This window comes from Vibrio sp. L3-7 (assembly GCF_963898195.1).
Classification (GTDB): Bacteria; Pseudomonadota; Gammaproteobacteria; order Enterobacterales; family Vibrionaceae; genus Vibrio; species Vibrio echinoideorum.
On record NZ_CAWQUW010000002.1, the window covers coordinates 134835 to 158678 of the forward strand.

At 44.4% G+C, this 23844-nt stretch carries 19 protein-coding genes; 10 read left to right on the plus strand and 9 right to left on the minus strand.

The genetic code is table 11. The features are described from left to right. Positions 1-62: 62 nt before the first annotated feature. Positions 63-668 carry a LuxR/HapR/OpaR family quorum-sensing transcriptional regulator gene (locus AACW75_RS02990; protein ID WP_017073127.1) on the minus strand — a complete coding sequence of 202 codons (606 nt, stop codon included), beginning with the start codon at positions 666-668 and terminating at the stop codon, positions 63-65. A gap of 336 nt (positions 669-1004) precedes the next feature. Between AACW75_RS02990 and hpt the strand changes: the two genes are divergently transcribed. Beyond that, positions 1005-1535: a hypoxanthine phosphoribosyltransferase gene (hpt, locus tag AACW75_RS02995; RefSeq protein ID WP_017073126.1), complete on the plus strand. Its 531-nt coding sequence runs from the start codon at positions 1005-1007 to the stop codon at positions 1533-1535. Positions 1536-1643: 108 nt separating this feature from the next. Here the strand turns inward: hpt and can are convergent, their stop codons facing one another. Beyond that, complete coding sequence (gene can / locus AACW75_RS03000; protein ID WP_017073125.1) at positions 1644-2303, minus strand: carbonate dehydratase; 660 nt, start codon at positions 2301-2303, stop codon at positions 1644-1646. Between the two features lie 286 nt (positions 2304-2589). Here can and AACW75_RS03005 point away from each other — a divergent pair, with 286 nt between their 5' ends. From AACW75_RS03005 to AACW75_RS03015, 3 genes are all read left to right on the plus strand, one after another. Further along, entirely contained in the window at positions 2590-4221 is a 1632-nt protein-coding gene (locus AACW75_RS03005) for a SulP family inorganic anion transporter (RefSeq protein ID WP_237297599.1), read from the plus strand. A gap of 330 nt (positions 4222-4551) precedes the next feature. Continuing rightward, positions 4552-5469: an ABC transporter ATP-binding protein gene (locus AACW75_RS03010; protein WP_017073123.1), complete on the plus strand. Its 918-nt coding sequence runs from the start codon at positions 4552-4554 to the stop codon at positions 5467-5469. Between the two features lies 1 nt (position 5470). Beyond that, positions 5471-6241, plus strand: coding sequence for an ABC transporter permease (locus AACW75_RS03015; protein WP_029224787.1), 771 nt, complete (start codon positions 5471-5473; stop codon positions 6239-6241). A 92-nt stretch (positions 6242-6333) separates the two neighbouring features. Here AACW75_RS03015 and panC read toward each other — a convergent pair whose 3' ends face one another. The 7 genes from panC to sfsA all read right to left on the minus strand — a co-directional run bounded on the left by panC (position 6334) and on the right by sfsA (position 12441). Then, complete coding sequence (panC, locus tag AACW75_RS03020) at positions 6334-7224, minus strand: pantoate--beta-alanine ligase (protein ID WP_102552091.1); 891 nt, start codon at positions 7222-7224, stop codon at positions 6334-6336. Positions 7225-7232: 8 nt separating this feature from the next. Then, the gene (gene panB, locus AACW75_RS03025) at positions 7233-8027 is read right to left on the minus strand and encodes a 3-methyl-2-oxobutanoate hydroxymethyltransferase (protein ID WP_145564000.1); all 795 of its coding nucleotides are present in this window, start codon (positions 8025-8027) and stop codon (positions 7233-7235) included. 22 nt (positions 8028-8049) lie between these two features. Next, positions 8050-8535, minus strand: a complete 486-nt coding sequence (folK, locus tag AACW75_RS03030) for a 2-amino-4-hydroxy-6-hydroxymethyldihydropteridine diphosphokinase (protein WP_017073119.1) — start codon at positions 8533-8535, stop codon at positions 8050-8052. Continuing rightward, positions 8532-9887 carry a polynucleotide adenylyltransferase PcnB gene (gene pcnB, locus AACW75_RS03035; protein ID WP_017073118.1) on the minus strand — a complete coding sequence of 452 codons (1356 nt, stop codon included), beginning with the start codon at positions 9885-9887 and terminating at the stop codon, positions 8532-8534. Before pcnB ends, folK begins: the two co-directional genes overlap by 4 nt. A 183-nt stretch (positions 9888-10070) precedes the next feature. Next, positions 10071-10946: a tRNA glutamyl-Q(34) synthetase GluQRS gene (gene gluQRS / locus AACW75_RS03040; RefSeq protein WP_145570475.1), complete on the minus strand. Its 876-nt coding sequence runs from the start codon at positions 10944-10946 to the stop codon at positions 10071-10073. A gap of 169 nt (positions 10947-11115) precedes the next feature. Beyond that, positions 11116-11562 (minus strand): RNA polymerase-binding protein DksA, encoded by a 447-nt coding sequence (gene dksA / locus AACW75_RS03045; RefSeq protein WP_017073117.1) that lies wholly within the window; start codon positions 11560-11562, stop codon positions 11116-11118. A 135-nt stretch (positions 11563-11697) separates the two neighbouring features. Continuing rightward, positions 11698-12441 (minus strand): DNA/RNA nuclease SfsA, encoded by a 744-nt coding sequence (gene sfsA, locus AACW75_RS03050; protein WP_145570478.1) that lies wholly within the window; start codon positions 12439-12441, stop codon positions 11698-11700. A 34-nt stretch (positions 12442-12475) separates the two neighbouring features. On the opposite strand from sfsA, the gene hrpB reads away from it, so the two are divergent. From hrpB to glnK, 6 genes are all read left to right on the plus strand, one after another. After that, a complete protein-coding gene (gene hrpB, locus AACW75_RS03055; RefSeq protein WP_145570480.1) occupies positions 12476-14974 on the plus strand; it encodes an ATP-dependent helicase HrpB in 2499 nt (832 codons plus the stop codon). Beyond that, positions 14971-17370 (plus strand): penicillin-binding protein 1B, encoded by a 2400-nt coding sequence (gene mrcB / locus AACW75_RS03060; protein WP_237297595.1) that lies wholly within the window; start codon positions 14971-14973, stop codon positions 17368-17370. The genes hrpB and mrcB overlap by 4 nt, the downstream gene beginning before the upstream one ends. A gap of 37 nt (positions 17371-17407) precedes the next feature. Continuing rightward, positions 17408-19741: a patatin-like phospholipase family protein gene (locus AACW75_RS03065; RefSeq protein WP_237297596.1), complete on the plus strand. Its 2334-nt coding sequence runs from the start codon at positions 17408-17410 to the stop codon at positions 19739-19741. A gap of 272 nt (positions 19742-20013) precedes the next feature. Then, positions 20014-22602: a bifunctional aconitate hydratase 2/2-methylisocitrate dehydratase gene (acnB, locus tag AACW75_RS03070; RefSeq protein WP_029224784.1), complete on the plus strand. Its 2589-nt coding sequence runs from the start codon at positions 20014-20016 to the stop codon at positions 22600-22602. A 254-nt stretch (positions 22603-22856) separates the two neighbouring features. Then, the gene (locus AACW75_RS03075; RefSeq protein WP_017073111.1) at positions 22857-23225 is read left to right on the plus strand and encodes a YacL family protein; all 369 of its coding nucleotides are present in this window, start codon (positions 22857-22859) and stop codon (positions 23223-23225) included. 259 nt (positions 23226-23484) lie between these two features. After that, entirely contained in the window at positions 23485-23823 is a 339-nt protein-coding gene (glnK, locus tag AACW75_RS03080; protein WP_004738200.1) for a P-II family nitrogen regulator, read from the plus strand. The last annotated feature ends 21 nt before the right edge of the window (positions 23824-23844 follow it).

A 23844-nucleotide genomic window follows, 5' to 3' on the forward strand; every position in this document is an offset into this window, starting at 1 on the left:
GACGGAAATAAAAAAGGATTGACGCAGTACGTCAATCCTTTAGTTTTATTCGAATTTCGAATCTACTTATAAATACACAACATGTTCAGGTAGCTGTCTGTCAGGTTAGACAGCTCTTCATTTGTTTCTACACGTTTCGCTTGAATGAATAGTGAGTAGCAAATGCCGTGGAACAGATTCGCAAGATGCTTAGGATCGTGATCGTCACAAACTTCGCCACGCTCAATCGCTTTACTAAACATGTTTTGTACTAACATTTGGTTAGTACGGTTGGTTGTTACGAATAGAGGCCATACTTCATCACGAGTAGACGCACTCCATTCGAACCACACATTGAGCCAATGGCAATCGTGAGCCACCAAAGTCACCATTTCAGTCGCAATATTATGCAAGTTCTCTTTTGCGTGAATATCGAGGTCGATATTGTCTGAAAGGAAGTTCGAGAATTGGCGAACCACGTGATTAAGCACTTCATCAACAAGATCTTCACGAGTTGGGAAGTAGTTAAATACGGTTGCCACTGATACCTGAGCAATGTCTGCTATATCAGCATGTCCACCGCGGCCAATGCCACGACGAGAGAACACCTCAAGTGCGATTTCCATCAATTGAAGTTTTCTTTTTAAGGGTGAAAGCCTAGTTCTAGGTCTCTTAGATATTGAGTCCATTTTGTTTTCCTTGCCAACGAATTTTTTATATTAATGATTTTATTATTATTTAAGCCAAGATGAGTGTAATGGTGCATATGCAAATGGTCAATCCTTTGAGCTTCTTTTATAGACAGTTACGTCAAACTTGATACATAAAGCGTGATCAGTATGGATGAGAAAGAAAGTGAGTATTGGATAAGGCATCTGTGCACATTTCACTGAGAATCTAACAGTAAATTCGAACCATAAGGTGGTGTGGGTATTTGAGCAATGCTAGACTTACGCACGAAATGAGCGGCACCAATGGCAGAACTGTCTAAACTTGTCGCAATCACCAAATAAAATGAGAGCAGTATGAAGCATACAGTTGAAGTCATGATCTCTGAGCAAGAAGTTCAGGATCGAGTGAACGAACTAGGTAAACAGATCACGGAGCACTACAAAGGTAGTGAAGATCTTGTTTTAGTTGGCTTATTACGTGGATCTTTTGTCTTTATGGCAGATCTTGCTCGTGCTATCGATTTAACTCACCAAGTTGATTTCATGACCGCGTCTAGCTACGGCAATGGCATGGAAAGCTCGCGTGATGTACGTATTCTGAAAGATCTTGATGATGATATTCAAGGCAAAGACGTTCTACTTGTAGAAGACATTATCGATACAGGTAATACTCTGACTAAAGTGAAAGAAATTCTGAGCCTACGTGGTCCTAAATCTATCGAAATTTGTACGCTACTCGACAAGCCTTCTCGCCGTGAAGTGATTGTTGATACTAAGTGGATTGGTTTTGCAATTCCTGACGAATTCGTTGTTGGTGTGGGTATCGACTACGCACAAAAATATCGTCACCTACCATACATCGGTAAAGTTGTGCCTCAAGAGTAATTATCGCTCTGTTGAACACGAACAAAAAAAGGCTCGCATCATGCGAGCCTTTCTATATCTGTGGTTAAGCGTTATCTGCGATTTAGCATTATATATTGGATCTAAGAGCTAACCAAGAATTGGGGATGATAGGATTTTATGCAGCGCTTCTAAATGACTGTTTTCTAACGTGTCATTGCTTGAGCAACGAACGCCAAGGTCTTGTAGTTTTCCATTGCCAATACCATAAACAACACCGTGGATTTCAATATCTTGTCCACGTTCCCATGCGGTTTGCATGATGGTTGAGTTACCGAGGTTGTAGACTTGCTCCGCAACGTTAATTTCGCACAGCTTGTCACCCCATTGTTCACGAGGTAGAGATTCGATCTGTTTACGGTACTTAAGGTAGTTATCACGAATGTGGAGCAGCCAGTTATTGATTAGGCCTAGCTTAGGATTATCAATGGCTGCATTCACACCACCACAACCATAGTGGCCGCACACAATGATGTGTTTAACTTTGAGGACGTCAACCGCGTATTGCACAACCGATAAGCAGTTGAGGTCGGTATGAACTACTTGGTTAGCCACATTTCGGTGAACAAACAATTCTCCAGAATATAAACCAGTGAGACGCTCGGCCGGTACACGGCTATCTGAGCAGCCTATCCATAAAAAACCAGGGCTTTGACCCTCTTCAAGCGTTGTAAAATACTCAGGTCTTTGAGAGCGAATTTCTTCAGACCATTTAGAGTTGTTTTCAAAAAGCTGTTTAATCTCTGGCATTTTGCGTCTTACATCCCTTTATTAAGAACTGTAACTATACACAATGTTACAAATTCAATCCCGTAAAAACTGCGTCAACACGCACTCATCTGACGTGTTCTAGTCGTTAAAATCATTAACTTAGCACAGAAGCTACTATCTGGTTATAAGTCATGAATAATGTGATTGAATTAACACTTTCTGTCTGACCAACTCATTTGTTAAAGTTATACGGTTTGTCATTTCATCATCAGGAAGGTGTGTTTTGTTTGGAAGTCGTTTTGCGGATATCAATCTCAAAGGTGACATGTTTGGCGGTGTGACTACAGCCATCATTTCATTGCCTTTAGCGTTGGCATTTGGTGTCGCTTCTGGGGCGGGTGCTGAAGCTGGCTTATGGGGCGCTATCATGGTCGGTCTATTTGCGGCGTTGTTTGGCGGTTCGAGCAGTCTGATATCAGAACCTACCGGGCCAATGACGGTGATCATGACGGCAGTGATGACGAGCATGGTGGCTAAGTACCCTGAAACCGGAATGGCAATGACCTTTACCGTGGTAATGATGGCGGGTGCTTTTCAGATATTACTCGGTACATTGAAGCTCGGAAAGTACGTCACTTTGATGCCATATAGCGTGATCTCCGGATTTATGTCCGGTATCGGCGTTATTCTTATTATCTTGCAATTGTCTCCATTATTAGGTCATGCAGCTCCAGCTGGCGGGGTGATGGGCACGCTTTCTGCGCTACCTAATACGTTGGCCAACTTGAAAATAAGTGAGTTGTTCTTAGGAGTATTAACGTTAGGCATTCTTTTCGGTTTTCCAGCTAAATACCGCAAGTATGTGCCAGCTCAGCTCGTTGCTTTGGTTACCGTTACTCTGTTATCAGTCATCATTTTTGATACCGATTCTATTCGCCGTATTGGGGAAATCCCAGCGGGTTTACCTTCTCTTGTTATTCCTACTATTAGCTCTGAGCAATTTACTACCATGGTTATCGACGCTTTGGTGCTTGGTACGCTTGGTTGTATTGATACGCTTCTGACTGCGGTTATCGGAGACTCATTAACTCGTAAGGAACACGACTCGGACAAAGAACTTCGCGGGCAGGGTATCGCGAATATGATTTCCGGTTTGTTTGGTGCGCTCCCCGGTGCTGGTGCGACTATGGGCACCGTGACCAATATTCAGGTGGGTGCTCGCTCTCCGCTTTCTGGTGTCATTCGAGCCTTGGTTCTGGCATTAGTAGTATTGGTTGCTGGTGGCTTAACCGAACAAATTCCTATGGCGGTTTTGGCTGGCATAGCGATGTATGTTGGTTTCAATATTCTTGATTGGAGTTTCATCCAACGTGCGCATAAGGTGAGCTATGCAGGCATGGGCGTTATGTATGGCGTGATGCTGCTGACCGTATTTGTTGATTTGATTATAGCTGTCGGACTGGGTGTTTTTATTTCTAACATTCTGATTATTGAACGATTAAGCAGAGAACAAGCCAGACAAGTTAAAGCGATTAGTGATGGTGATGATGAAGACGATATCCCTTTGACCGATAGTGAACGTCAATTGTTAGATAGTGCCAATGGCAAGGTGTTGTTCTTCTATCTTTCTGGCCCGATGATTTTCAGTGTTTCAAAGGCGATTTCACGCCAGCACTCAAGTATCTCTGACTATGAAGCCATGATCTTGGATCTGACTGATGTGCCGATGATTGATGTGACGGTTGGGCTTGCATTAGAAAATGCCATTAAAGATGCTTTAGATGCAGAGTGCGAAGTGTACCTGTTGTGCCCTAATGAGAATACTCGTCAACAATTAGAGAAATTCCACGTGCTTGATCTCGTACCTGAGTCCAATACCTATCGATTTAGATATGAAGCGCTGACCGCGGCAACAAGTTATGTGGATAGAGATGAGCATCAGTTTGGCTCGGTCTAACCTTTAGCTTAAATTGACCTATTCGCTTTAACTGAATTGGTCGCGCAATAGATTTAAGTTGTTGAACCGATTCTATTAATAGGTAAATAATGCCGTTAAGTTAATGACTTGACGGCATTTTTTGTTATTAGAGAGTTTAAATGATGATGTTCCATCAAAATAAACTGGTAATCGCTATTTGTATCAATCGCAATTCAACGATAGACTTGTTTGCAAAATGGCCGTGCAGATAAGTATGGGTTGGTGCTTTCAACCTGTTCGCTTAAAGCTTCACACCCTTCCTCATGCGCGGCTAACAACACCTATCTATAGCAATGGCAGTCTATCTCTATGTATGCATTAGAAATTGAGCAATTAAGAAAAACTTATGCTGGGGGCTTTGAGGCTCTTAAAGGCGTTAGTTTACAAGTAGAAAAAGGCGATTTTTACGCACTGCTTGGTCCAAATGGTGCAGGTAAATCAACCACCATTGGTGTTATCTCTTCACTGGTTAACAAAACTTCAGGCAAGGTTAAAGTGTTCGGTTTCGACATTGATACCGATTTGGAGTTGGCAAAACAGAATTTAGGCTTAGTACCTCAAGAGTTTAACTTTAATCCGTTCGAAACGGTTGAGCAGATCGTATTGCAACAAGCTGGCTACTACGGTGTGTCAAAATCACTTGCGAAAGAGCGAGCGAAAAAATACTTATCTCAACTCGATTTGTGGGAAAAACGTGGCGAACGTGCACGTAACTTGTCTGGTGGTATGAAGCGTCGTTTGATGATCGCTCGTGCACTGATGCATGAACCACAGTTGTTGATTCTTGATGAACCAACTGCTGGTGTTGATATAGAACTGCGCCGCTCAATGTGGGGGTTTCTTAAAGAGATCAATGAGGAGCAGGGCATTACCATTATCTTGACTACGCATTACCTAGAAGAAGCGGAAATGCTGTGTCGCAACATTGGTATCATCAACCGCGGTGAGCTGATTGAGAATACGACAATGAAGTCGTTGCTGGGTAAGTTGAGTGCAGAGACCTTTATTCTTGATCTTGAAGAGGGTACGCCTGAGCCCAAGCTTGAAGGTGTAAATAGCCAAGTGATGGTGAATGGCTCTTTGGAAATCGAAATCGACAAGAACCTAGGTTTGAACACGATTTTTGCTCAATTGAGTGAACAGCAGGTGAAAGTCCTCTCTATGCGTAACAAAGCAAACCGTTTAGAAGAGCTATTTGTGAGTATTGTCCGTGAGGGGAGTAAATAATATGTACAGCCTATATTGGACCGCTTTCTGTAGCTTGTTGACCAAAGAGATCAATCGCTTTACTCGTATCTGGGTGCAAACGCTTGTCCCGCCAGCGATTACCATGACGCTTTACTTCATTATCTTCGGCAATCTTATTGGTGCTCGTATTGGTGAAATGAACGGCTTTAGCTACATGGAATATATTGTTCCAGGCCTGATTATGATGTCGGTTATCACCAACTCTTATTCCAACGTGGCCTCATCGTTCTTTAGTGCCAAGTTCCAAAAGAATATTGAAGAGCTACTTGTAGCGCCAGTTCCTAACTATGTGATTATCGCTGGTTTCGTAATGGGTGGTGTGGTGCGTGGCTTGTTGGTCGGTACGATCGTAACGTTTGTATCACTGTTTTTTGTCGATCTACAAGTTGATCACTGGGGTGTGATTATTGCCACTGTGTTCCTGACTTCAGTTGTGTTCTCATTGGGTGGTCTAATTAACGCGGTATTTGCACGTACGTTTGATGATATCTCTATTATCCCGACCTTTATTTTAACGCCGTTGACGTATCTTGGTGGTGTGTTTTACTCAATCAGTCTGCTGCCTGAAGTTTGGCAGAGTGTATCGAAGTTGAACCCTATCGTTTATATGGTAAACGCGTTCAGATATGGCTTCTTAGGCGTGTCTGATGTCGGTATTGCCACGTCGTTTGGTGTACTGGGTGTGTTTATCGTCTTGCTGTATGGCATTGCACACTACTTGGTGACAAAAGGTATCGGCTTGCGTAGTTAATAAATAGCGGATTAAGCTCTGAATGACAGACAAAGAAAAAGGTCGATATTACATCGACCTTTTTTATGTCTTGCGTTCAAGCTAGAGGCTGATTACTCCGCCGTTTCTTCTTTCACTTCTTCTTTAGTTTCCGTTACCAAATCGAGAACTTGGTTGTCGATAAGACGCGTCTTACCTAGGAAAGCTGACATCAGAATCACGGCTTGCGTGGATTCTGAAGTGATAGCTTGCAACGTTTTAGCATCGCAAATGAAGATTTCATCGGGTTGAAGATCGGCTGCACGAAGCTGGTCTGTCGCATCTTCAATAACAGATGCGTAGTCATCACGACCGCCACGAATTGCGCTGCTGACCCAACGCATAGTACGCGCTAGAACAGGTGCTCGTTGACGCTCATCAATTGTCAAATTGCTATTGCGAGAGCTCATTGCCAAGCCATCCATTTCACGAACGGTCGCTACGCCGATAACTTCAATGTCTAACGCTAAATCTGTTGTCATCTGGCGAATAACAGCAAGTTGCTGGAAGTCTTTCTCACCGAAGCATGCAAAGTTTGGCTGAACGATATTAAACAGCTTAGTGACAATCGTTGATACGCCGCGGAAGTGACCCGGACGAGACGCGCCTTCAAGCATGTGAGATATACCAGGGACTTCAACAAACGTCTGTTTGTCTAACCCATCTGGGTACATGACTTCTGGCGTCGGTGTAAACACTAGCTCAACGCCTTCACCTGTGAGTTTGTTTAGGTCAGCTTCTAACGTTCGAGGGTAGTTGTTTAGGTCATCGGCACGCTCGAACTGCATTGGGTTAACAAAGATGCTTACCACAACAATATCAGCCAGTTCACGAGCTTTTTTGACCAGAGTCAGGTGACCTTCATGCAGGTTTCCCATTGTTGGGACAAAAGCAACCGTACGTCCATCACGCTTAAACTGTTTAATCTGCTCACGAAGAGCCGCTATTTCAGCAAAAGTTTGCATAGTTACTCCTAAGCGATTGTATGAGCATCATCAGGGAAACGTGCGCTCTCTACTTCTTCTTTGTATAGAGCGACGGCTTTACGCATATCACCTGTTTCTGCTAGGAAATTCTTAGAGAATTTCGGCATGTAGTTCGCAGAAATACCGAACATGTCATGCATAACCAAGATCTGACCATCGGTAACATTACCTGCGCCGATACCGATAACCGGTACGTCACAAGCTTCTGTAATTCTTTTTGCCAATGAAGCCGGCACACATTCAAGGAGAACGATTTGAGCACCTGCGTTTTGCAGTGCTAGAGCGTCAGCAACCATTTTGTCGGCTTGCTCGTCGTCACGACCTTGTACTTTGTAACCACCAAAAATGTTCACAGATTGAGGCGTTAAGCCTAAGTGTGCACATACTGGTACTGCGCGTTCTGTTAGCATCTTCACAGTATCAACCAACCAGCTTCCGCCTTCGATTTTTACCATGTTCGCACCAGCACGCATCAAGGTTGCTGCGCTCTCACAGGCTTGCTCTGGCGTTGCATAGCTCATGAAAGGCATGTCAGCCATAAGAAGACAGTTTGGGCTACCCGCACGCACTGAGCGCGTATGGTAAGCAATCTCTTCAACGGTTACTGGCAGTGTGTCGTTATGGCCTTGTAGAACCATACCAAGTGAGTCACCGACAAGCAGTACTGGCATTTCTTGGCTTTCGAATAATTGAGCAAAGCTCGCATCATAAGCTGTCGAAGTCGCGAATTTACGGCCTTCTCGTTTACATTTGATAAGGTCGTTAATGGTTACTTTTTTCATTGGTTTTCCTTAATGCGTTTGGCTATTGTTGCCAAACATTGAGCCCGTTCTTATCAACTAACTTGAGTAAGTCCGACAGCTCAGTCCCATCAGGGAGTTGTAAACTTGGTGCGATTTCAGCAAGCGGGTAGAGTACAAACTCTCGTTCTTTCATTCCGTAATGAGGAACGGTTAAGCGCTCTGAATCGATCACCTCATTGCCGTACAACACAATGTCGAGATCCAAGGTTCTTGGTCCCCAACGTTCGTCTTTACGGACGCGCCCTTGCTCTAATTCGATTGTTTGAGTGCAATCAAGTAGTTCAATTGGCGTTAATTCGGTTTGGATTGCGACTACCGCGTTGATGTAGTCAGGTTGGTTTTGCGGTCCCATTGGAGTGCTACTATATAGCTGAGAGGTCGCAATAAACGTTGATCGCGGTAGGCTTTTTAGCGTTTCGATAGCCAAATTCGCTTGGCTAACAGGGTCGGCAAGGTTGCTGCCGACCGCAATATAAGCCGTTATCATTCGGATGGCTTACTTTTTTTATTTCGGTAAGTCTTACGGCGACGATGACCTGATTTTGATGGTGCAGCAACGTCGTTAGCCATCGCTTGACGCATGTTGCGACCTGCGGTTTGATAACGCTCCCACCATTTTGCTAGCTCTTTGGTTTCGCCACCCTCTATCTCGCCACGCATTTCTAGGAAATCGTAGCCAGCACGGAACTTGTTGAGTTCCATCAGGCGAACGGCACGTTTACCGTTACGGCGAGGCAGTCTCAGTTGCAGTTGCCAAATTTCACGAATGGTTGCAGTGTGACGACGAGGAATCGCAATCGATTTTACTTGTTGATCAAGGATGATGTTGCTCGCTTCCATGATCGCATCGTAATGAGCCATACCTTGTTCATCAACAAGTTTGTCTGCGAGCTTATTCATTGGGTACCAAAGAATTGCTGCAAACATAAATGCTGGATTTACTCGCTTACCCTCTTCAATACGAAGATCGGTTGAGTCGAGGACCAAATCAAGCATCTGTTCGGTATGAGAATCGTAACTTTCAGTGAAGTGCTCAGCGATAGATGGGAACATCTGTTGGAACAGGTTGTATTCACGCATCAGGTGGTAGGTTTCTAAACCATGACCTGATTGAAGTAATTTCAGAGATTCTTCGTAAAGGCGCGCTGCTGGGATATCTTTTAGCAGGTGCGCAAGCTCTTCGATAGGATCAGCTGTGTCTTCTTCAATATCGAAATCCAGTTTAGCGGCAAAGCGCATCGCACGTAACATACGTACAGGGTCTTCGCGGTAGCGAGTTTCTGGATCGCCAATTAAGCGGATCAGTTTATCTTCTAAATCTTCAACACCACCCGCGTAATCGTGAATGCTGTAGTCTGCAATGTTGTAGTACATCGCATTGATCGTGAAATCACGACGCTCTGCATCTTCATCAACACTGCCGTACACATTATCGCGTAACAGCATGCCTTCTTTAGATTGCGCAGACTCGTTTTTTGATGGCTCTTGATGGTGACCACGGAAAGTGGCTACTTCAATGATGTCACGACCAAACATGATATGCGCCAAGCGGAAACGGCGGCCGATGAGGCGGCAGTTTCTGAAGAGGTGCTTGATTTGTTCTGGCGTTGCGTTGGTCGCTATATCAAAATCTTTTGGCTGAGAGCCTAATAAGATATCGCGTACACCACCACCGACTAAAAACGCGTCAAAACCCGCACCATTTAAGCGATATAACACTTTTAGTGCGTTATCACTGATCTGCTTGCGTGAAATACTGTGCTCTTGACGAGTATAAATATTCAGTGCTAATTCGTGGAATCCGCGTTGTTCGCTTGGGGTATTGTCGTTTGTATTCATTAGTTTAGAACAAAGTAGGTATCGCCAACTCTGTTTTTCTCTTAGTCCAAAGTGGTAGTGCAGGGTGTAATTGCGGCTAATAATAACTTAGCGCGAGCCATTTGAGAACATCGTCTGCTTAACCGCTGCTGTTGGTTATGGCATTTTTATGTGTCGTTTTTACTATTTGCCGTTCATTTCGAGCTAATTACAGTGCTCTTTTTGTAAACTATCAGGTAATTGACTGACGTTCCATTGTTGACTGCCCCACGATAAAACATCATCCATTGAGGCCTCATTTAGGGCTTCCGGTATATCAAAACCCAAGAATCGCATGGCGTTGATTAACGTTGGTTTTGGATTGTCGAGGTCTATCGCGGTGGCATGGTTCTGTTTTGACAGTTTATTCCCCAAGTCATCGGTTGCCAATGGTAAGTGCAAGTAACTCACGGTTTTTTGTTTGAGTGTTTTATACAAACTAATTTGTCGACCTGTTGGTTCTATTAAGTCTGCGCCTCTCACTACCTCAGTTATGCCTTGTTCGACGTCATCAAGAACCACGGCCAAGTTATAGGCAAACAATCCATCTCTGCGTTTAATAATGAAATCTTCTTCAGCCAACGCTTTAGGGATTTCAATCTTGCCGTGACGAACATCGTCAAAAGACTCGACTGGAAAGTCCATGCACAAGCGCACGGCTTGTTCGCCTGAATCAATCAAACCGGCATGTCGACAACGGCCAGTATAAAATCCTCCTAAGGACTTTATCTGTTTGCGGGTGCATTGGCAGTAATAAGCCTGGCTGTCCGCGACCCATTGGTCGATTTGCGCCTGATAAAATTCATGACGCTGGCTTTGATAAACGACTGCGCCATCCCAAAATAGGTGGTAAGCCTCAAGCGTCTTAAGAATAAGGTCTGCAGCTCCGGCCATTTCTCTTGGAGGATCTAGATCCTCCATACGAACGAACCATTGTCCTTGGTTAGATTTCGCTTGAAAGTAGCTACCAAGAGCAGCAACAAGTGAACCAAAATGAAGAGGACCTGACGGTGATGGTGCAAAGCGCCCGATATAATTCATGAGTGAACAACCTAATCTAGAGGGTACCGCAGTAGCCGATTCTTAAGACGTTTAACTATTGGGTGATACGTTTAGCTATCGTTTATTTGTTATCAGTAGCGTGAAATCTTTCGCTTAGATAGCAAACAAAAAAGGGAGCCAAAGCTCCCTTTCTTTACATCCGCAAGAATTAACCTTGCATCTGTTTCTCTTTGATCTCTGCAAGTGTTTTACAGTCAATACAAAGATCAGCAGTTGGACGAGCTTCAAGACGACGAATGCCAATCTCGACACCGCAAGAGTCACAGAAGCCGAAATCGTCTTCTTCGATCTTGTCTAGTGTCTTCTCAATTTTCTTGATAAGACGACGCTCACGGTCACGGTTACGTAACTCTAGGCTGAATTCTTCTTCTTGAGAAGCACGGTCAACTGGGTCTGGGAAATTCGCTGCTTCGTCCTGCATATGGTGCACAGTACGATCAACTTCTTCCCTGAGCTGGTTGCGCCAAGCTGCTAAAATTTTTGTAAAATGTTCCGTTTGCTCAGGTGACATGTACTCTTCACCTGGCTTTGCTTGGTACGGTTCAACACCTGCGATGGCTAGGATGCCTAGCGCTTTTTTCTTAGATTCTGGCATACAGCATCTCCTATTTACACCTAGTCAACTGCAAAGCAGCTAATTTTAAGGCGGGTATCTATAGCAGAAAGAACGAATGGTGGCAAATACTCTTATACAAACTTGCAATCAATGTGATTAGTTCAGCATCTTTGCTTAGCTATTGATAAATTCAACGGCTTGTTTTAGTTGTATTTGAGTACTGCTGAGCTCTGCTTTATAGCAAAGCACTTCAACTCCAGCGTCTTGTGCTTGTTTTAGTAATAACGAATATTTGGCGTCTATATGGTGTGCCGCGGACACTTTTTCAATGCCTGAATGCAAAACAGTGAATAAAAGTACGGCTCTATTTCCAGATTCGACCATTTCTGTGAGTTCACGCAGATGTTTTTGGCCTCTGGTTGTCACTGCATCAGGGAAAAAACCTTGTCCCTTCGTAGACGTTTCTTGTTTAGTTGACGTTTGTTGCTCGTCGAGCAAAGTGACGCTTTTTACTTCAATATAACAAGGCGGCTTTTCGTTATCTTCAAGCAGAATATCAATTCGACTATTCTCACTGCCATACTTAACTTCAGTCCGTAACGCGTTGTATCCTAAGAGTTCAACTATAGTCCCATTTTCAATTGCTTCCACTGCAAGCTGGTTTGCTCGCGCAGTATTTACACAAATACGGTGACCTTTGTCTGTTTCTGAGATCTCCCAGCTGTTTGGGTATTTTCTTTTTGCGTTATCTGATGTTGAGTACCACACCGTGTTGCCTGGGGTAGCGCATCCCGTCATCGCTCCGGTGTTAGCACAGTGAATAGTACGCTCGCTGTCGTCTGGAAGTTTGATGTCAGTGAGAAAACGTTTATAGCGTTTGATAAGAGTCGCTGGCTCTAATGGAGGATTGAAGTGCATATTACTTATTTAGACAGGTAGGTTTTTATGTACAATGTTGCCAACATTACACCACAAGGTTCTCCCATTGCCACAACTGCCCATTGAAGCTGTGATACCAGATCTGCTCGCTGGTATAAAAACACACACTCAACTTATTCTAAAGGCCGCTCCCGGTGCAGGTAAGTCAACATTCTTTCCCTTACTGCTTGTTAAGACCAATGCCGTTCAAGGCAAAATTATCATGCTTGAACCAAGGCGTTTAGCCGCAAGGAATATTGCGACTTACTTAGCGAGCCAATTGGGAGAGAAGGTGGGGGAAAGCATTGGTTTTAGAGTTCGTGGTGAATCTAAAACCAGCAGCTCGACGCGCTTGGAAATCGTTACCGAAGGAATCATGACGAGAATGATCCAAACCGACCCTGAATTGACTGGGGTTGATATGGTGATCTTTGATGAGTTTCATGAGCGCAGTATCCATGCAGATACCGCGCTGGCCTTTAGTCTCGAGATCCAAGAAGCACTGCGTGATGATCTAAAAGTGGTGGTGATGTCGGCGACGTTAGATCAACAAGCTTTGCAATCATTGTTACCCAACGCCAAATACGTTGAATCTCAAGGACGCACCTTTCCTGTTGATTTTCGCTATCAACCTCTTAACTCAAATGATTACTTGGCCCCTAAGATGGCCAACGTGATTCGCTCTCTGATGGAGAAACAGTCCGGCTCACTTTTGGCTTTCTTGCCGGGTGTCTCGGCGATTAAACAGGTCGAATCTCAACTAGAACAACTCGCCAGCGATATCGATGTGTGCCCTCTGTATGGGCAACTCAGCTTTCCTCAACAACAAAAAGCGATCGCGCCATCGGAACCAGGGCGTCGAAAAGTGGTGTTGGCCACTAACATTGCCGAAACCTCTTTGACGATTGAAGGCATTCGATTAGTCGTCGATTCAGGGTTAGAACGAGTTGCAAAGTTTGATTTGAAAACGGGTATTACTAAGCTTGAACAAGTGAAAATCTCGCAGTCTTCTGCTGAACAAAGAGCAGGGCGAGCGGGACGAATTGAAGAGGGGCTGTGTGTACGTTTGTACAGCGAAACACAGCTGATGCAGCAACCTGCTGTGCCAGAACCTGAGATTCTTCATTCTGATTTGTCTTCGTTGGTGTCTGAATTGACGCAATGGGGAGCCGCAAGTGCTGATGAATTACAATGGTTAGACATCCCACCGAAAGCCTCAACAGAACAAGCCAAGCAACTCTTACAAAACCTGGAACTGTTAGACGGTAATGGTCAATTTACGGCATTAGGAAAACAGGCTCAACGCTTAGGGCTTGAACCTCGCATCGCCAGTATGTTGGTTAAAGCGCAGCAAAGCAGCCAAGAACTATTGAATGTCGCGATTGTTGCTGCCGCTTTACTTGAAGAGCCAGAACGCAATGTGACGAATATTCAGCATTCTTTGCACCGACTGAAGCAAAGAAAACACTCAAAAAATAGCGTTGTGATGCAGCGAGCGAAAAGTCTCGCCAGCAAACTCAAACATCACTTAGATTTGTCACAACTTGACGAATCATTGCTACCATTAGTGCTTTGTTTTGCATTTCCAGATCGTATAGCTCAATCAAGAAGTGTAACTGGTAATGCTTTTCTTCTTGCTAACGGCCACGGTGCTGAGGTTCGTGATGATGACCCATTGGCGAACAATGACTATATCGTAGTGATTGATTTGATGCGTAACACAGGGCGAGCCAGCCAGATTTTCTTAGCCACTGCCGTTGATATTTCGCAGCTAGAAGCTGAATTCCCAAAACTGTTTGTGCGTTCAGATTACGCCGATTGGGATGAGAAACGTGGCCGCTTAGTGGCAGAGCAGCGAGTGTCTTTGGGTAAGTTGATTATCAGCACCAAAGCTTTACCAGAGCCAGATGCTAATCAGGCGAGCAAAGCGCTACTCAATTATATCGCTCGATGCGGACTGGATCGCTTACATTGGACACCTTCGGCTAGGCAGCTTGTGGAGCGTGTACGCTGTGCCGAGCTTTGGATGCCTGAACATGATTGGCCAGCGATGGATGATGCGAGCTTAATTGAACATATTGATGAGTGGCTTTCGCCGTATTTGAATGGCATTAAATCAGCTAAAGGGCTATCGAATGTGTCGACTGAGCAAGCTTTGTCGGCGTACCTTGGATGGCCTTTGAATCAAGAAATCGACCAATGGTTGCCAACGAACCACCTGATGCCAACAGGCAGTAAAAAGGCGATTCGCTACCAGTATCAATCTGAGCCTGTGATCTCAGTTCGAATGCAGGAAGTCTTTGGTGAACAAGACTCACCATTGATAGCTCAAGGGCGTAAAAAGGTGGTGCTTGAGTTACTTTCTCCAGCACAACGACCACTGCAAATTACTCAGGATTTAGCTGGCTTTTGGGCTGGCGCGTACAAAGAAGTACAAAAAGAAATGAAAGGCCGTTACCCAAAACATCCTTGGCCAGATGACCCTGCTAATCATGTAGCAACCACTAAAACCAAACGACAGTTGAATCGATGATGACCAAAATGTTAACGCCAAAAAAGGCACCACCTAAAAAAGCGCCAGCAAAGAAGTCACCAGCGACCAAAGCCAAACCTAGAAAGCCAAGAGCAGCAGCGAAAAAGACTAAACCTAAAGCTAAGCCGTCTGGCAAGAGAGGTTGGTTGAAGATCCTGTGGGGCATTTCTTGGAAAGCAGGCTTGGCACTTGCTGCATTGCTGTTGTTCGTCGGTATTTATCTTGATTCTGTGGTCAAGCAACGCTTTGAAGGCCAGTTGTTTGACCTGCCAACCATTGTGTATGCTCGTGTGTTGGATCTATCTCCGGGTACTCAAGTTAACTTGATACAAGTGAAGAATGAGCTGGATGTACTTAACTACCGGAAGGTGAATTCTCCTCGTCACCCAGGAGAGTACTCTTCATCCTCAACCAAGATTGAAATGATTCGTCGACCGTTCGAGTTTGTTGATGGGCCAGAAGCGGATCGCCATGTGATGCTGCATTTCAATGGCAACGAATTAACTCGTATTCAGTCGCTAGAGAAAACAGGCGACATGGGTTACCTGCGTGTTGAACCGAAAATGCTTGGAATGCTTGAAAAAAGTAATGATGAGCAGCGTTTGTTCTTAAAACGTAACCAGTTCCCTGAAGTGATGGTCGATGCATTATTGGCCACCGAAGACCGAAACTTCTATCAACATGATGGCGTATCACCGCTCGCGATAGCACGTGCGATGGTGGTTAACGTTAAAGCAGGGAGAACGGTGCAAGGTGGCAGTACGCTGACTCAACAGTTGGCAAAAAACCTGTTCTTATCCAGTGAGCGCACACTGTGGCGTAAGGTTCGCGAAGCCTATATTGCACTTATCTTGGATCATCGTTACAGCAAAGATCGCATCTTAGAAGCCTACTTAAACGAGGTTTATCTTGGGCAAAATGGTGGACAAGCGATTCATGGTTTTGGTTTAGCATCTCGCTTGTACTTCGGACAACCCATTCAAGAACTCCGAATCGACCAACTAGCACTGCTTGTCGGTATGGTGAAAGGACCTTCGTATTACAACCCAGTTCGTTACCCTGAGCGCGCAAAAACACGACGTGATTTGGTTCTGCGTCTGTTGATGCAACAAGACATACTGACATCTAAACAGTATGAAGAAGCGGCAAGTCGCGATTTGGACATTCAAGACAACCCTCGTATTGCCAGCCGTCAGCCAGCTTACTTCCAACAAGTTAATATTGAACTTAAGAAATATGTTGGCGATCGATTTGAGGCTCAAAAAGGTATCAGAGTCTTTACTTCTCTCGATCCGGTCTCCCAAGACAAGCTAGAGAAATCGATAGCGCGTAAAGTGCCTGACTTGTCGAAAACGGCGGGTAATAAGCTTGAAGCAGCTGCGATTGCAGTTGATCGAAATACCGGTGAAATCCGAGCTATGGTAGGCGGTAAACGTACCGGTTACGATGGCTTTAATCGCGCTTTAAATGCAAGTCGTCCTATTGGTTCATTAGTTAAGCCTGCAATCTACCTGACAGCATTAGAACAACCACAGAAGTACACATTGGCGACAACCTTGATGGATACGCCACTGAGTTTAAAAGGCAGTAAAGGCAGTGTATGGAGCCCTAGGAACTTCGACCGTAAGTTCCGTGGCGAAGTACCATTATATGTGGCGCTTTCTAAGTCTTATAACGTGCCAACCGTTCGCTTAGGGATGCAGTTAGGCATTGATAGTGTTTCAGAAACGATCGGAAAATTGGGCGTAGATAAAAACGAGATTCGTCCGGTGCCATCGATGTTTTTGGGTTCATTTTCACTAACACCGTTTCAGGTAGCACAGATGTATCAGACGATTACCAATTCTGGCCGTATTGCGCCTTTGTCTGCGCTTCGTTCTGTGGTTGATAATGAAGGTGAGGTTTTGTATCAGTCGATTCCTCGCGTGTCACAAAGCGTTGATCAGCAAGCCGCTTGGCTAACGACCTACGCGATGAAGCGTGGTGTGTCGGAAGGTACTGGTCGTTTCTTACAAGGTCAGTTTGCATGGGCTGGATTAGCCGGTAAAACGGGAACCAGTAACGATAGCCGAGACAGTTGGTTTGTTGGTGTGGATGGACGTGAAGTAACCACAATTTGGTTAGGACGTGATGACAATAAACCGACCAAATTGACAGGCTCTAGTGGTGCATTACGTGTTTATGCTGATTACTTGAAACAGAGAACGCCAGAGCAACTACTATTGCCTTGGCCGACCGGAATCGCGACAGCCCGCTTTACTCGAACGTCGGAAGGCGCTTTAGAATTAGACTGCGATGGCGCCGTTAAATTGCCGGTGTGGGATGAGAGTGGAAATATTAAAAAGGGTTGTGAAAGTCAACCAAAACAGTGGCTAAAAAAGCTTTTTCAGTGGTAAAGTCATAATAGAAAAGAATGACAAGGATAGTTAAATAATGATTTCTCGTTGGTTAGTGAGCGGCTTAGGTATTGTCGGTACGGTGATCAGTTTCCAGCTGTTTGCATCTACCGTGACAAAAGTTGATCAATCTCAACAGGCTGAACAAGCTCATAAAAGACTAACGGTTGCCGTTGTTCTTGCCGGTGGCGGAGCAAAAGGTGCTGCTCATATTGGCGTGCTTAAAGCCCTAGAAGAGATGCAAATCCCGGTCGATTACATTACTGGTACTAGTATGGGCTCCTATGTTGGTGGGCTTTATGCGACAGGTATGAGCGCAGACGAGATTGAGAGCTTTATTTATACGGTTGATTGGAATCGCGGCTACCGTGACCGTGTTAACCGTAGTGATCGTCGTGTGCGTGACAAAGAATATGAAGACCGCTATCAACTGAATACCGACCTTGGTTTAGGTTGGGGAGAAATCAAAGCAAGGAAAGGTGTGGTTCAAGGTCAGAATATGTTGCGTATTCTACGTGAAACTACAGGTAACTTATCTCCATTTGATTCCTTTGATCAACTTGCAATTCCTTACCGTTCGGTTGCCACCGACATTATCAAACTCGAAGAAGTCGTTATCGACCATGGCCATCTAGTTGATGCGATGATGGCAAGTATGTCTGTGCCAGGTGCTTTGCCGCCTTATGAAGTCGATGGACGAATGCTGGTCGATGGTGGTGTAACCAACAACATGCCGGTTGATGTTGCCAGAGCAATGGGAGCCGATATCGTTATTGCGGTCGATATCAGTTCGAACTACAAAGACAAAGAAGACTTCACGACCTTCCTATCTGCGGCTGACCAACTCTCCAACTACCTAGTTCGTCGTAGTACTCAAGAGCAAGCTGAGACATTAACAGACGACGATGTGTTCTTACGCCCTGATGTTGGGCAAATGGACACCACGGAATTTGATAAAATGCCGGGTGCCTATCAAGCGGGTTATGATGCAGCGCGCGAGTACAGCTCTGAGCTTTCTAAGCTATCACTCTCTAACGCGGATTATCAGAAGTATATCGAGCATAAACAACAAGCTCGAAAACAATTAAAACACGGTGATCAAACCGTCGTCGATAAGGTAGTTATCAACAATAACAGCCACTATTCCGATAAATTGATTGAAAATCGTTTGCACCTCGACTCCGGAAAGATCCTTAAAACCAGTGAAATTGAATCTCAGGTTAAAGATCTTTATGCATTAGATCGTTTTGAATTGATTACTTATGAGTTTGAAAATGTCGATGGTGAAGATCAACTGCAGGTTGATGTGAATGAAAAATCATGGGGCCCTAATTACCTTAACTTTCGATTTTATCTTGAAGATGATTTTGCTACCGAGAGCCAGTATTCAATAGGGATGTCTGCGAACTTTACTGATATTAATTCACATGGTGCGGAGCTAAGAACGAATGTAGAAATGGGCACAGATAAGCTCATCGAGGCAGAGCTGTTTTCTCCTTTTTTCTCAAGTCATAAGCTATTTACTTCGGCATCACTGGTCTATAGCAATCAAAAACGAAACCTGCCTGCCAATATTGACGATATCGAAGAGCCGGGTCTTGAAGTAACTCAAGATTATTTGCCGATGACGTATAAAGAGTTTATTAGCGAGTTAGCTTTGGGTTATCAACCAACGCTATGGCAAGAGTTGAAAGTAGGTCTTCGATATACGGATGGTGATATTGAAGTTGCATCTTTGCCGTCACTTGGCGGTGGTTCTTATAAACGTACCGGTGCTTTTATGAGTTATCGATTAGATACCCTCGATAACTTTAGCTTGCCGACGGAAGGTTACTTTGTTGACCTGGAATACCTGATTACCCATGATGAATTTGATTCAGATACAACGATCTCTGATACGGCGTTGACGACAGAAAGCGATACTGTCTATGAGTTTTCAGCTAATTTTATGGCGGCACAAAGTATTGAGAAGCATACTTTAGTCGCAAAGTTGGATTACGGTATTGTTGAAAGTAAGAACTCTATCTTTCCAATCGACCCTAAAGAGCTCGGTGGTTTCCTTAACTTGTCCGGTATCCCAAGAAACAGCATGATAGGCCAGAACTTAGCCTATACGAGTTTGATCTATCGTTATAAGTGGTTTGAAAATGACTTTGGCCTCTTTAAGTCGCCATTCTACGTGGGTGCGTCCATTGAGCATGGTGGTGTATGGTCGAACAATGATCTGAGCATTGACGAAGCGCCAATGTTCACCGCTGGCTCGGTCTTTGCCGGAGTCGACTCCCCTGTAGGACCAATTATTTTGGCTTATGGTAGAACCGAAGATAACTACGACTCGGTTTACTTAATTATCGGAACATCTTACAAATAAACATGCGTGGGATAGCTCTTTTTCCGACTAAATAGGCAAAAATCGTAGGACTTTCGTCTTAACTTGCTATGTTGGTCAAAATGATAAGATTTTAATTTAACGTTAAATTTGCTATTCTACCGCCCACAGTTTGGCCTCTATGATGCCGCTCATCAATACAAATTGAATGACAAAAATGGCAATGGAGAGCCAAGTTTCCAAGGATGTTCACTTCTTTATTTTACTAATAATTATGAAGATAAGAAGTGAACCGCAATGAGAGGAAAAAAGTCGTGCTTGAAGCCTACCGTAAACACGTCGAAGAACGTGCTGCCGAGGGAGTTGTTCCAAGACCACTAGATGCTGAGCAAGTCGCTGGCCTAGTTGAACTTCTAAAGAACCCACCTCAAGGTGAAGAAGAATACCTTCTTGACCTACTAGAAAACCGAATTCCACCTGGCGTTGATGAAGCTGCTTATGTAAAAGCTGGCTTCTTGACGGCGATTACGAAAGGTGAAGTAGCCTCTCCACTAGTGAGCAAAGCAAAAGCGGCTCAGCTGCTTGGTACTATGCAAGGTGGCTACAACATCGAATCTCTAGTATCTCTACTAGAAGATGCAGAGCTTGCTCCAATTGCTGTTAAAGCTCTTTCTCATACTCTGCTTATGTTCGATGCTTTCTACGATGTAGAAGAGAAAGCGAAAGCAGGTAACGCTTCAGCACAACAAGTACTTCAATCTTGGGCTGATGCGGAATGGTTTACAGCGAAAAACAAAGTAGCTGAAAAAATCACCGTTAAAGTATTTAAAGTCACGGGTGAAACGAACACCGATGACCTATCTCCAGCTCCTGATGCATGGTCACGCCCAGATATCCCTGTACACGCAAAAGCGATGCTGAAGATGGAACGTGAAGGTATCAATCCTGATGAGCAGGGCAACGTTGGTCCAATCAATCAAATTGAAGAAATGCAAAAAGACGGCATTCCACTGGCATACGTTGGTGATGTTGTTGGTACCGGGTCTTCACGTAAGTCGGCAACTAACTCAGTGCTTTGGTTTATGGGTGAAGATATCCCATTCGTACCAAACAAGCGTACGGGTGGTGTTTGCCTAGGTGGTAAAATTGCCCCAATCTTCTACAACACAATGGAAGATTCTGGCGCACTACCAATTGAACTAAACGTTCAAGACATGAACATGGGCGATATCATTGATATCTACCCATATGAAGGTGTTGTGCATAAAAACGGTTCTGTGATTTCAAACTTTGAACTAAGCAAAGTATTGCTAGATGAAGTTCGTGCTGGTGGTCGTATTCCACTGATCATTGGTCGTGGCTTAACGGGTCGTGCTCGTGACGCTCTAGGTCTAGCTGAAACTGATTTGTTTGCTAAACCAATCGACCCTTCAGCTTCTGATAAAGGCTACACGCTAGCTCAGAAAATGGTAGGTAAAGCATGTGGCGTTGAAGGCGTACGTGCTGGTCAGTACTGTGAACCTAAAATGACAACAGTAGGCTCTCAAGATACTACGGGTCCTATGACGCGTGATGAGCTGAAAGATCTGGCTTGTCTTGGTTTCTCTGCTGACCTTGTTATGCAGTCTTTCTGTCACACATCTGCATACCCTAAACCAGTTGATGTAAACACTCACCATACGCTGCCTGATTTCATCATGAACCGTGCAGGTGTTTCACTTCGCCCGGGTGATGGTGTTATTCACTCATGGCTAAACCGTATGCTTCTGCCTGATACTGTTGGTACAGGTGGTGATTCGCATACTCGTTTCCCTCTAGGTATTTCGTTCCCAGCAGGTTCTGGCTTAGTAGCATTTGCTGCAGCAACAGGTGTTATGCCTCTTGATATGCCTGAATCAATCTTGGTTCGCTTTAAAGGTGAAATGCAGCCGGGTATCACGCTACGTGACCTTGTACATGCAATTCCTCTTTACGGTATCAAGCAAGGTCTACTGACCGTTGAAAAAGCCGGTAAGATCAATGAATTCTCTGGTCGTGTACTAGAGATTGAAGGTGTTGACCACCTTTCTGTTGAGCAAGCATTTGAACTTTCAGATGCATCTGCTGAGCGTTCTGCTGCGGGTTGTACCGTTAAGCTTTCTCAAGAGTCTATCGAAGAGTATCTGAACTCGAATGTCGTTATGCTTAAGTGGATGATCGCGGAAGGTTACGGTGATGTTCGTACTATCGAGCGTCGTATTACGGCAATGGAAGAGTGGCTAGCGAACCCTGAGTTGCTTGCTGCTGATTCAGATGCTGAATACGCTCATGTTATCGAGATTGATCTTGCTGACATTGACCAACCAATCCTATGCGCACCAAATGATCCAGATGATGCTCGTCTTCTTTCTGACGTTCAAGGTACTGAGATTCAAGAAGTGTTCATCGGTTCTTGTATGACGAACATCGGTCACTTCCGTGCTGCAGGTAAGATGCTTGAAGAGTTTAATGGCTCTTTGAATACTCGCCTATGGGTTGCTCCGCCAACTAAGATGGATAAAGACCAACTGACAGAAGAAGGCTACTACGGCATCTTCGGTCGTGCTGGGGTTCGTATTGAAACTCCGGGTTGTTCATTATGTATGGGTAACCAAGCTCGTGTTGCTGATGCTTCGACGGTTATGTCTACGTCTACTCGTAACTTCCCGAACCGTTTGGGTAATGGTGCGAACGTTTATCTAGCTTCTGCTGAGCTTTCTGCTGTTGGTGCGATTCTTGGTCGTATCCCAACTAAAGAAGAGTACTTAGCGTACGCTGAGAAGATTAATGCAACAGCTGCAGATACATACCGTTACCTGAATTTCCATAAAATGGGTCAGTACACGGAAAAAGCAGACACTGTTATCTTCCAAGAGCCCGCATAAGCACTTTATAGATAGTAAGTCAGTACTTACTGCATTGCGGTACCGTACTCACTGTTAATACAACGCCTTCTCTATACGAGAGGGCGTTTTTGTTTATGCGTGTTGCTGGTGGTTTGTTCTTGGTGATTTGTTATTGGTGGTTTAGTGCAGCATTCAACACACTCGATCTCTCGTAGACTTAGCTATATACTCTCGCCTCATTTTTGCTACTACCTATTTATTGAACCTTCTTTTTATTAGAGCTTTGGAGCCTTATGGAATTCGAATTTACTAGAAACACTCTAATGGGTGAATACTATGTGAAATGTAGCATGGGCCATGAGATTGTTGGCCGCTGGCTTCAAGAAGAGATCGGGAAAGATAAGCAGAAGCTGGATCATGTGATGGCGTTGATTGATCAATCTCGACAAGATCTGAGCAATGAAGTGACGCTACTTGGCAAAGAGATCAGTCTTGCTATCAATGAAGATGACGTAACGATTCAAGAAAACGTGCTAGCGCATGAGCAAGAGATGGAAGAGGGCAGCGAGTTCGACTTCTATAACTGTGAGAGCCAAGCAAGCTGTGGAATCGATGACTTCGAGCGACTCATCGAACGCTGGATGGATTTTTTAGGCTATTAAAGTCTAACTTTCTAATCTTTAGTTAGCCCCTATTCTTGAGTACTCTAGAGCCTTGAATGCTCGGTTGCCCAAAACTGGAGCAACAATAGCGCAACGCATTAAGATAGTGAAAAGGCCGCACCACATTGGTGCGGCCTTTTTTGTTTTTACGGCCGATTGAATGGTATATCGTTTAAAATCAACACCTTAACTTTTTGGCACGCTACTTGGATTGTATTAAGAGAATTAACGGATTAAGTGAAGAATTTAAGGAACGAATATGAAATTAATAAATGCTATTGTTAAGCCATTCAAATTAGACGATGTACGCGAAGCGCTCTCTGATGTGGGTATTGAAGGTATGACAGTTTCTGAAGTGAAAGGTTTTGGTCGTCAGAAGGGACACACGGAGTTGTATCGTGGTGCGGAGTATCAAGTTGATTTCCTACCAAAAGTGAAGCTAGAGATTGCTACCCAAGCTGAAAATGTTGACCGAGTTGTTGAAGCGATTAGCCAAGCGGCACACACCGGAAAAATCGGCGATGGCAAAATTTTTGTGTATGACCTAAGCCAAGCCGTACGAATTCGTACCGGTGAAATGGATGCTGAAGCACTTTAAAGAATTACAAGGACTGGAGAC

Bases quoted from the DNA above. Each gene is read 5' to 3' on its own strand.
- AACW75_RS02990 (WP_017073127.1), bottom strand. From the start codon at position 668: ATGGACTCAATATCTAAGAGACCTAGAACTAGGCTTTCACCCTTAAAA.
- hpt (WP_017073126.1), top strand. From the start codon at position 1,005: ATGAAGCATACAGTTGAAGTCATGATCTCTGAGCAAGAAGTTCAGGAT.
- can (WP_017073125.1), bottom strand. From the start codon at position 2,303: ATGCCAGAGATTAAACAGCTTTTTGAAAACAACTCTAAATGGTCTGAA.
- AACW75_RS03005 (WP_237297599.1), top strand. From the start codon at position 2,590: ATGTTTGGCGGTGTGACTACAGCCATCATTTCATTGCCTTTAGCGTTG.
- AACW75_RS03010 (WP_017073123.1), top strand. From the start codon at position 4,552: ATGTATGCATTAGAAATTGAGCAATTAAGAAAAACTTATGCTGGGGGC.
- AACW75_RS03015 (WP_029224787.1), top strand. From the start codon at position 5,471: ATGTACAGCCTATATTGGACCGCTTTCTGTAGCTTGTTGACCAAAGAG.
- panC (WP_102552091.1), bottom strand. From the start codon at position 7,224: ATGCAAACTTTTGCTGAAATAGCGGCTCTTCGTGAGCAGATTAAACAG.
- panB (WP_145564000.1), bottom strand. From the start codon at position 8,027: ATGAAAAAAGTAACCATTAACGACCTTATCAAATGTAAACGAGAAGGC.
- folK (WP_017073119.1), bottom strand. From the start codon at position 8,535: ATGATAACGGCTTATATTGCGGTCGGCAGCAACCTTGCCGACCCTGTT.
- pcnB (WP_017073118.1), bottom strand. From the start codon at position 9,887: ATGAATACAAACGACAATACCCCAAGCGAACAACGCGGATTCCACGAA.
- gluQRS (WP_145570475.1), bottom strand. From the start codon at position 10,946: ATGAATTATATCGGGCGCTTTGCACCATCACCGTCAGGTCCTCTTCAT.
- dksA (WP_017073117.1), bottom strand. From the start codon at position 11,562: ATGCCAGAATCTAAGAAAAAAGCGCTAGGCATCCTAGCCATCGCAGGT.
- sfsA (WP_145570478.1), bottom strand. From the start codon at position 12,441: ATGCACTTCAATCCTCCATTAGAGCCAGCGACTCTTATCAAACGCTAT.
- hrpB (WP_145570480.1), top strand. From the start codon at position 12,476: ATGTTGCCAACATTACACCACAAGGTTCTCCCATTGCCACAACTGCCC.
- mrcB (WP_237297595.1), top strand. From the start codon at position 14,971: ATGATGACCAAAATGTTAACGCCAAAAAAGGCACCACCTAAAAAAGCG.
- AACW75_RS03065 (WP_237297596.1), top strand. From the start codon at position 17,408: ATGATTTCTCGTTGGTTAGTGAGCGGCTTAGGTATTGTCGGTACGGTG.
- AACW75_RS03075 (WP_017073111.1), top strand. From the start codon at position 22,857: ATGGAATTCGAATTTACTAGAAACACTCTAATGGGTGAATACTATGTG.
- glnK (WP_004738200.1), top strand. From the start codon at position 23,485: ATGAAATTAATAAATGCTATTGTTAAGCCATTCAAATTAGACGATGTA.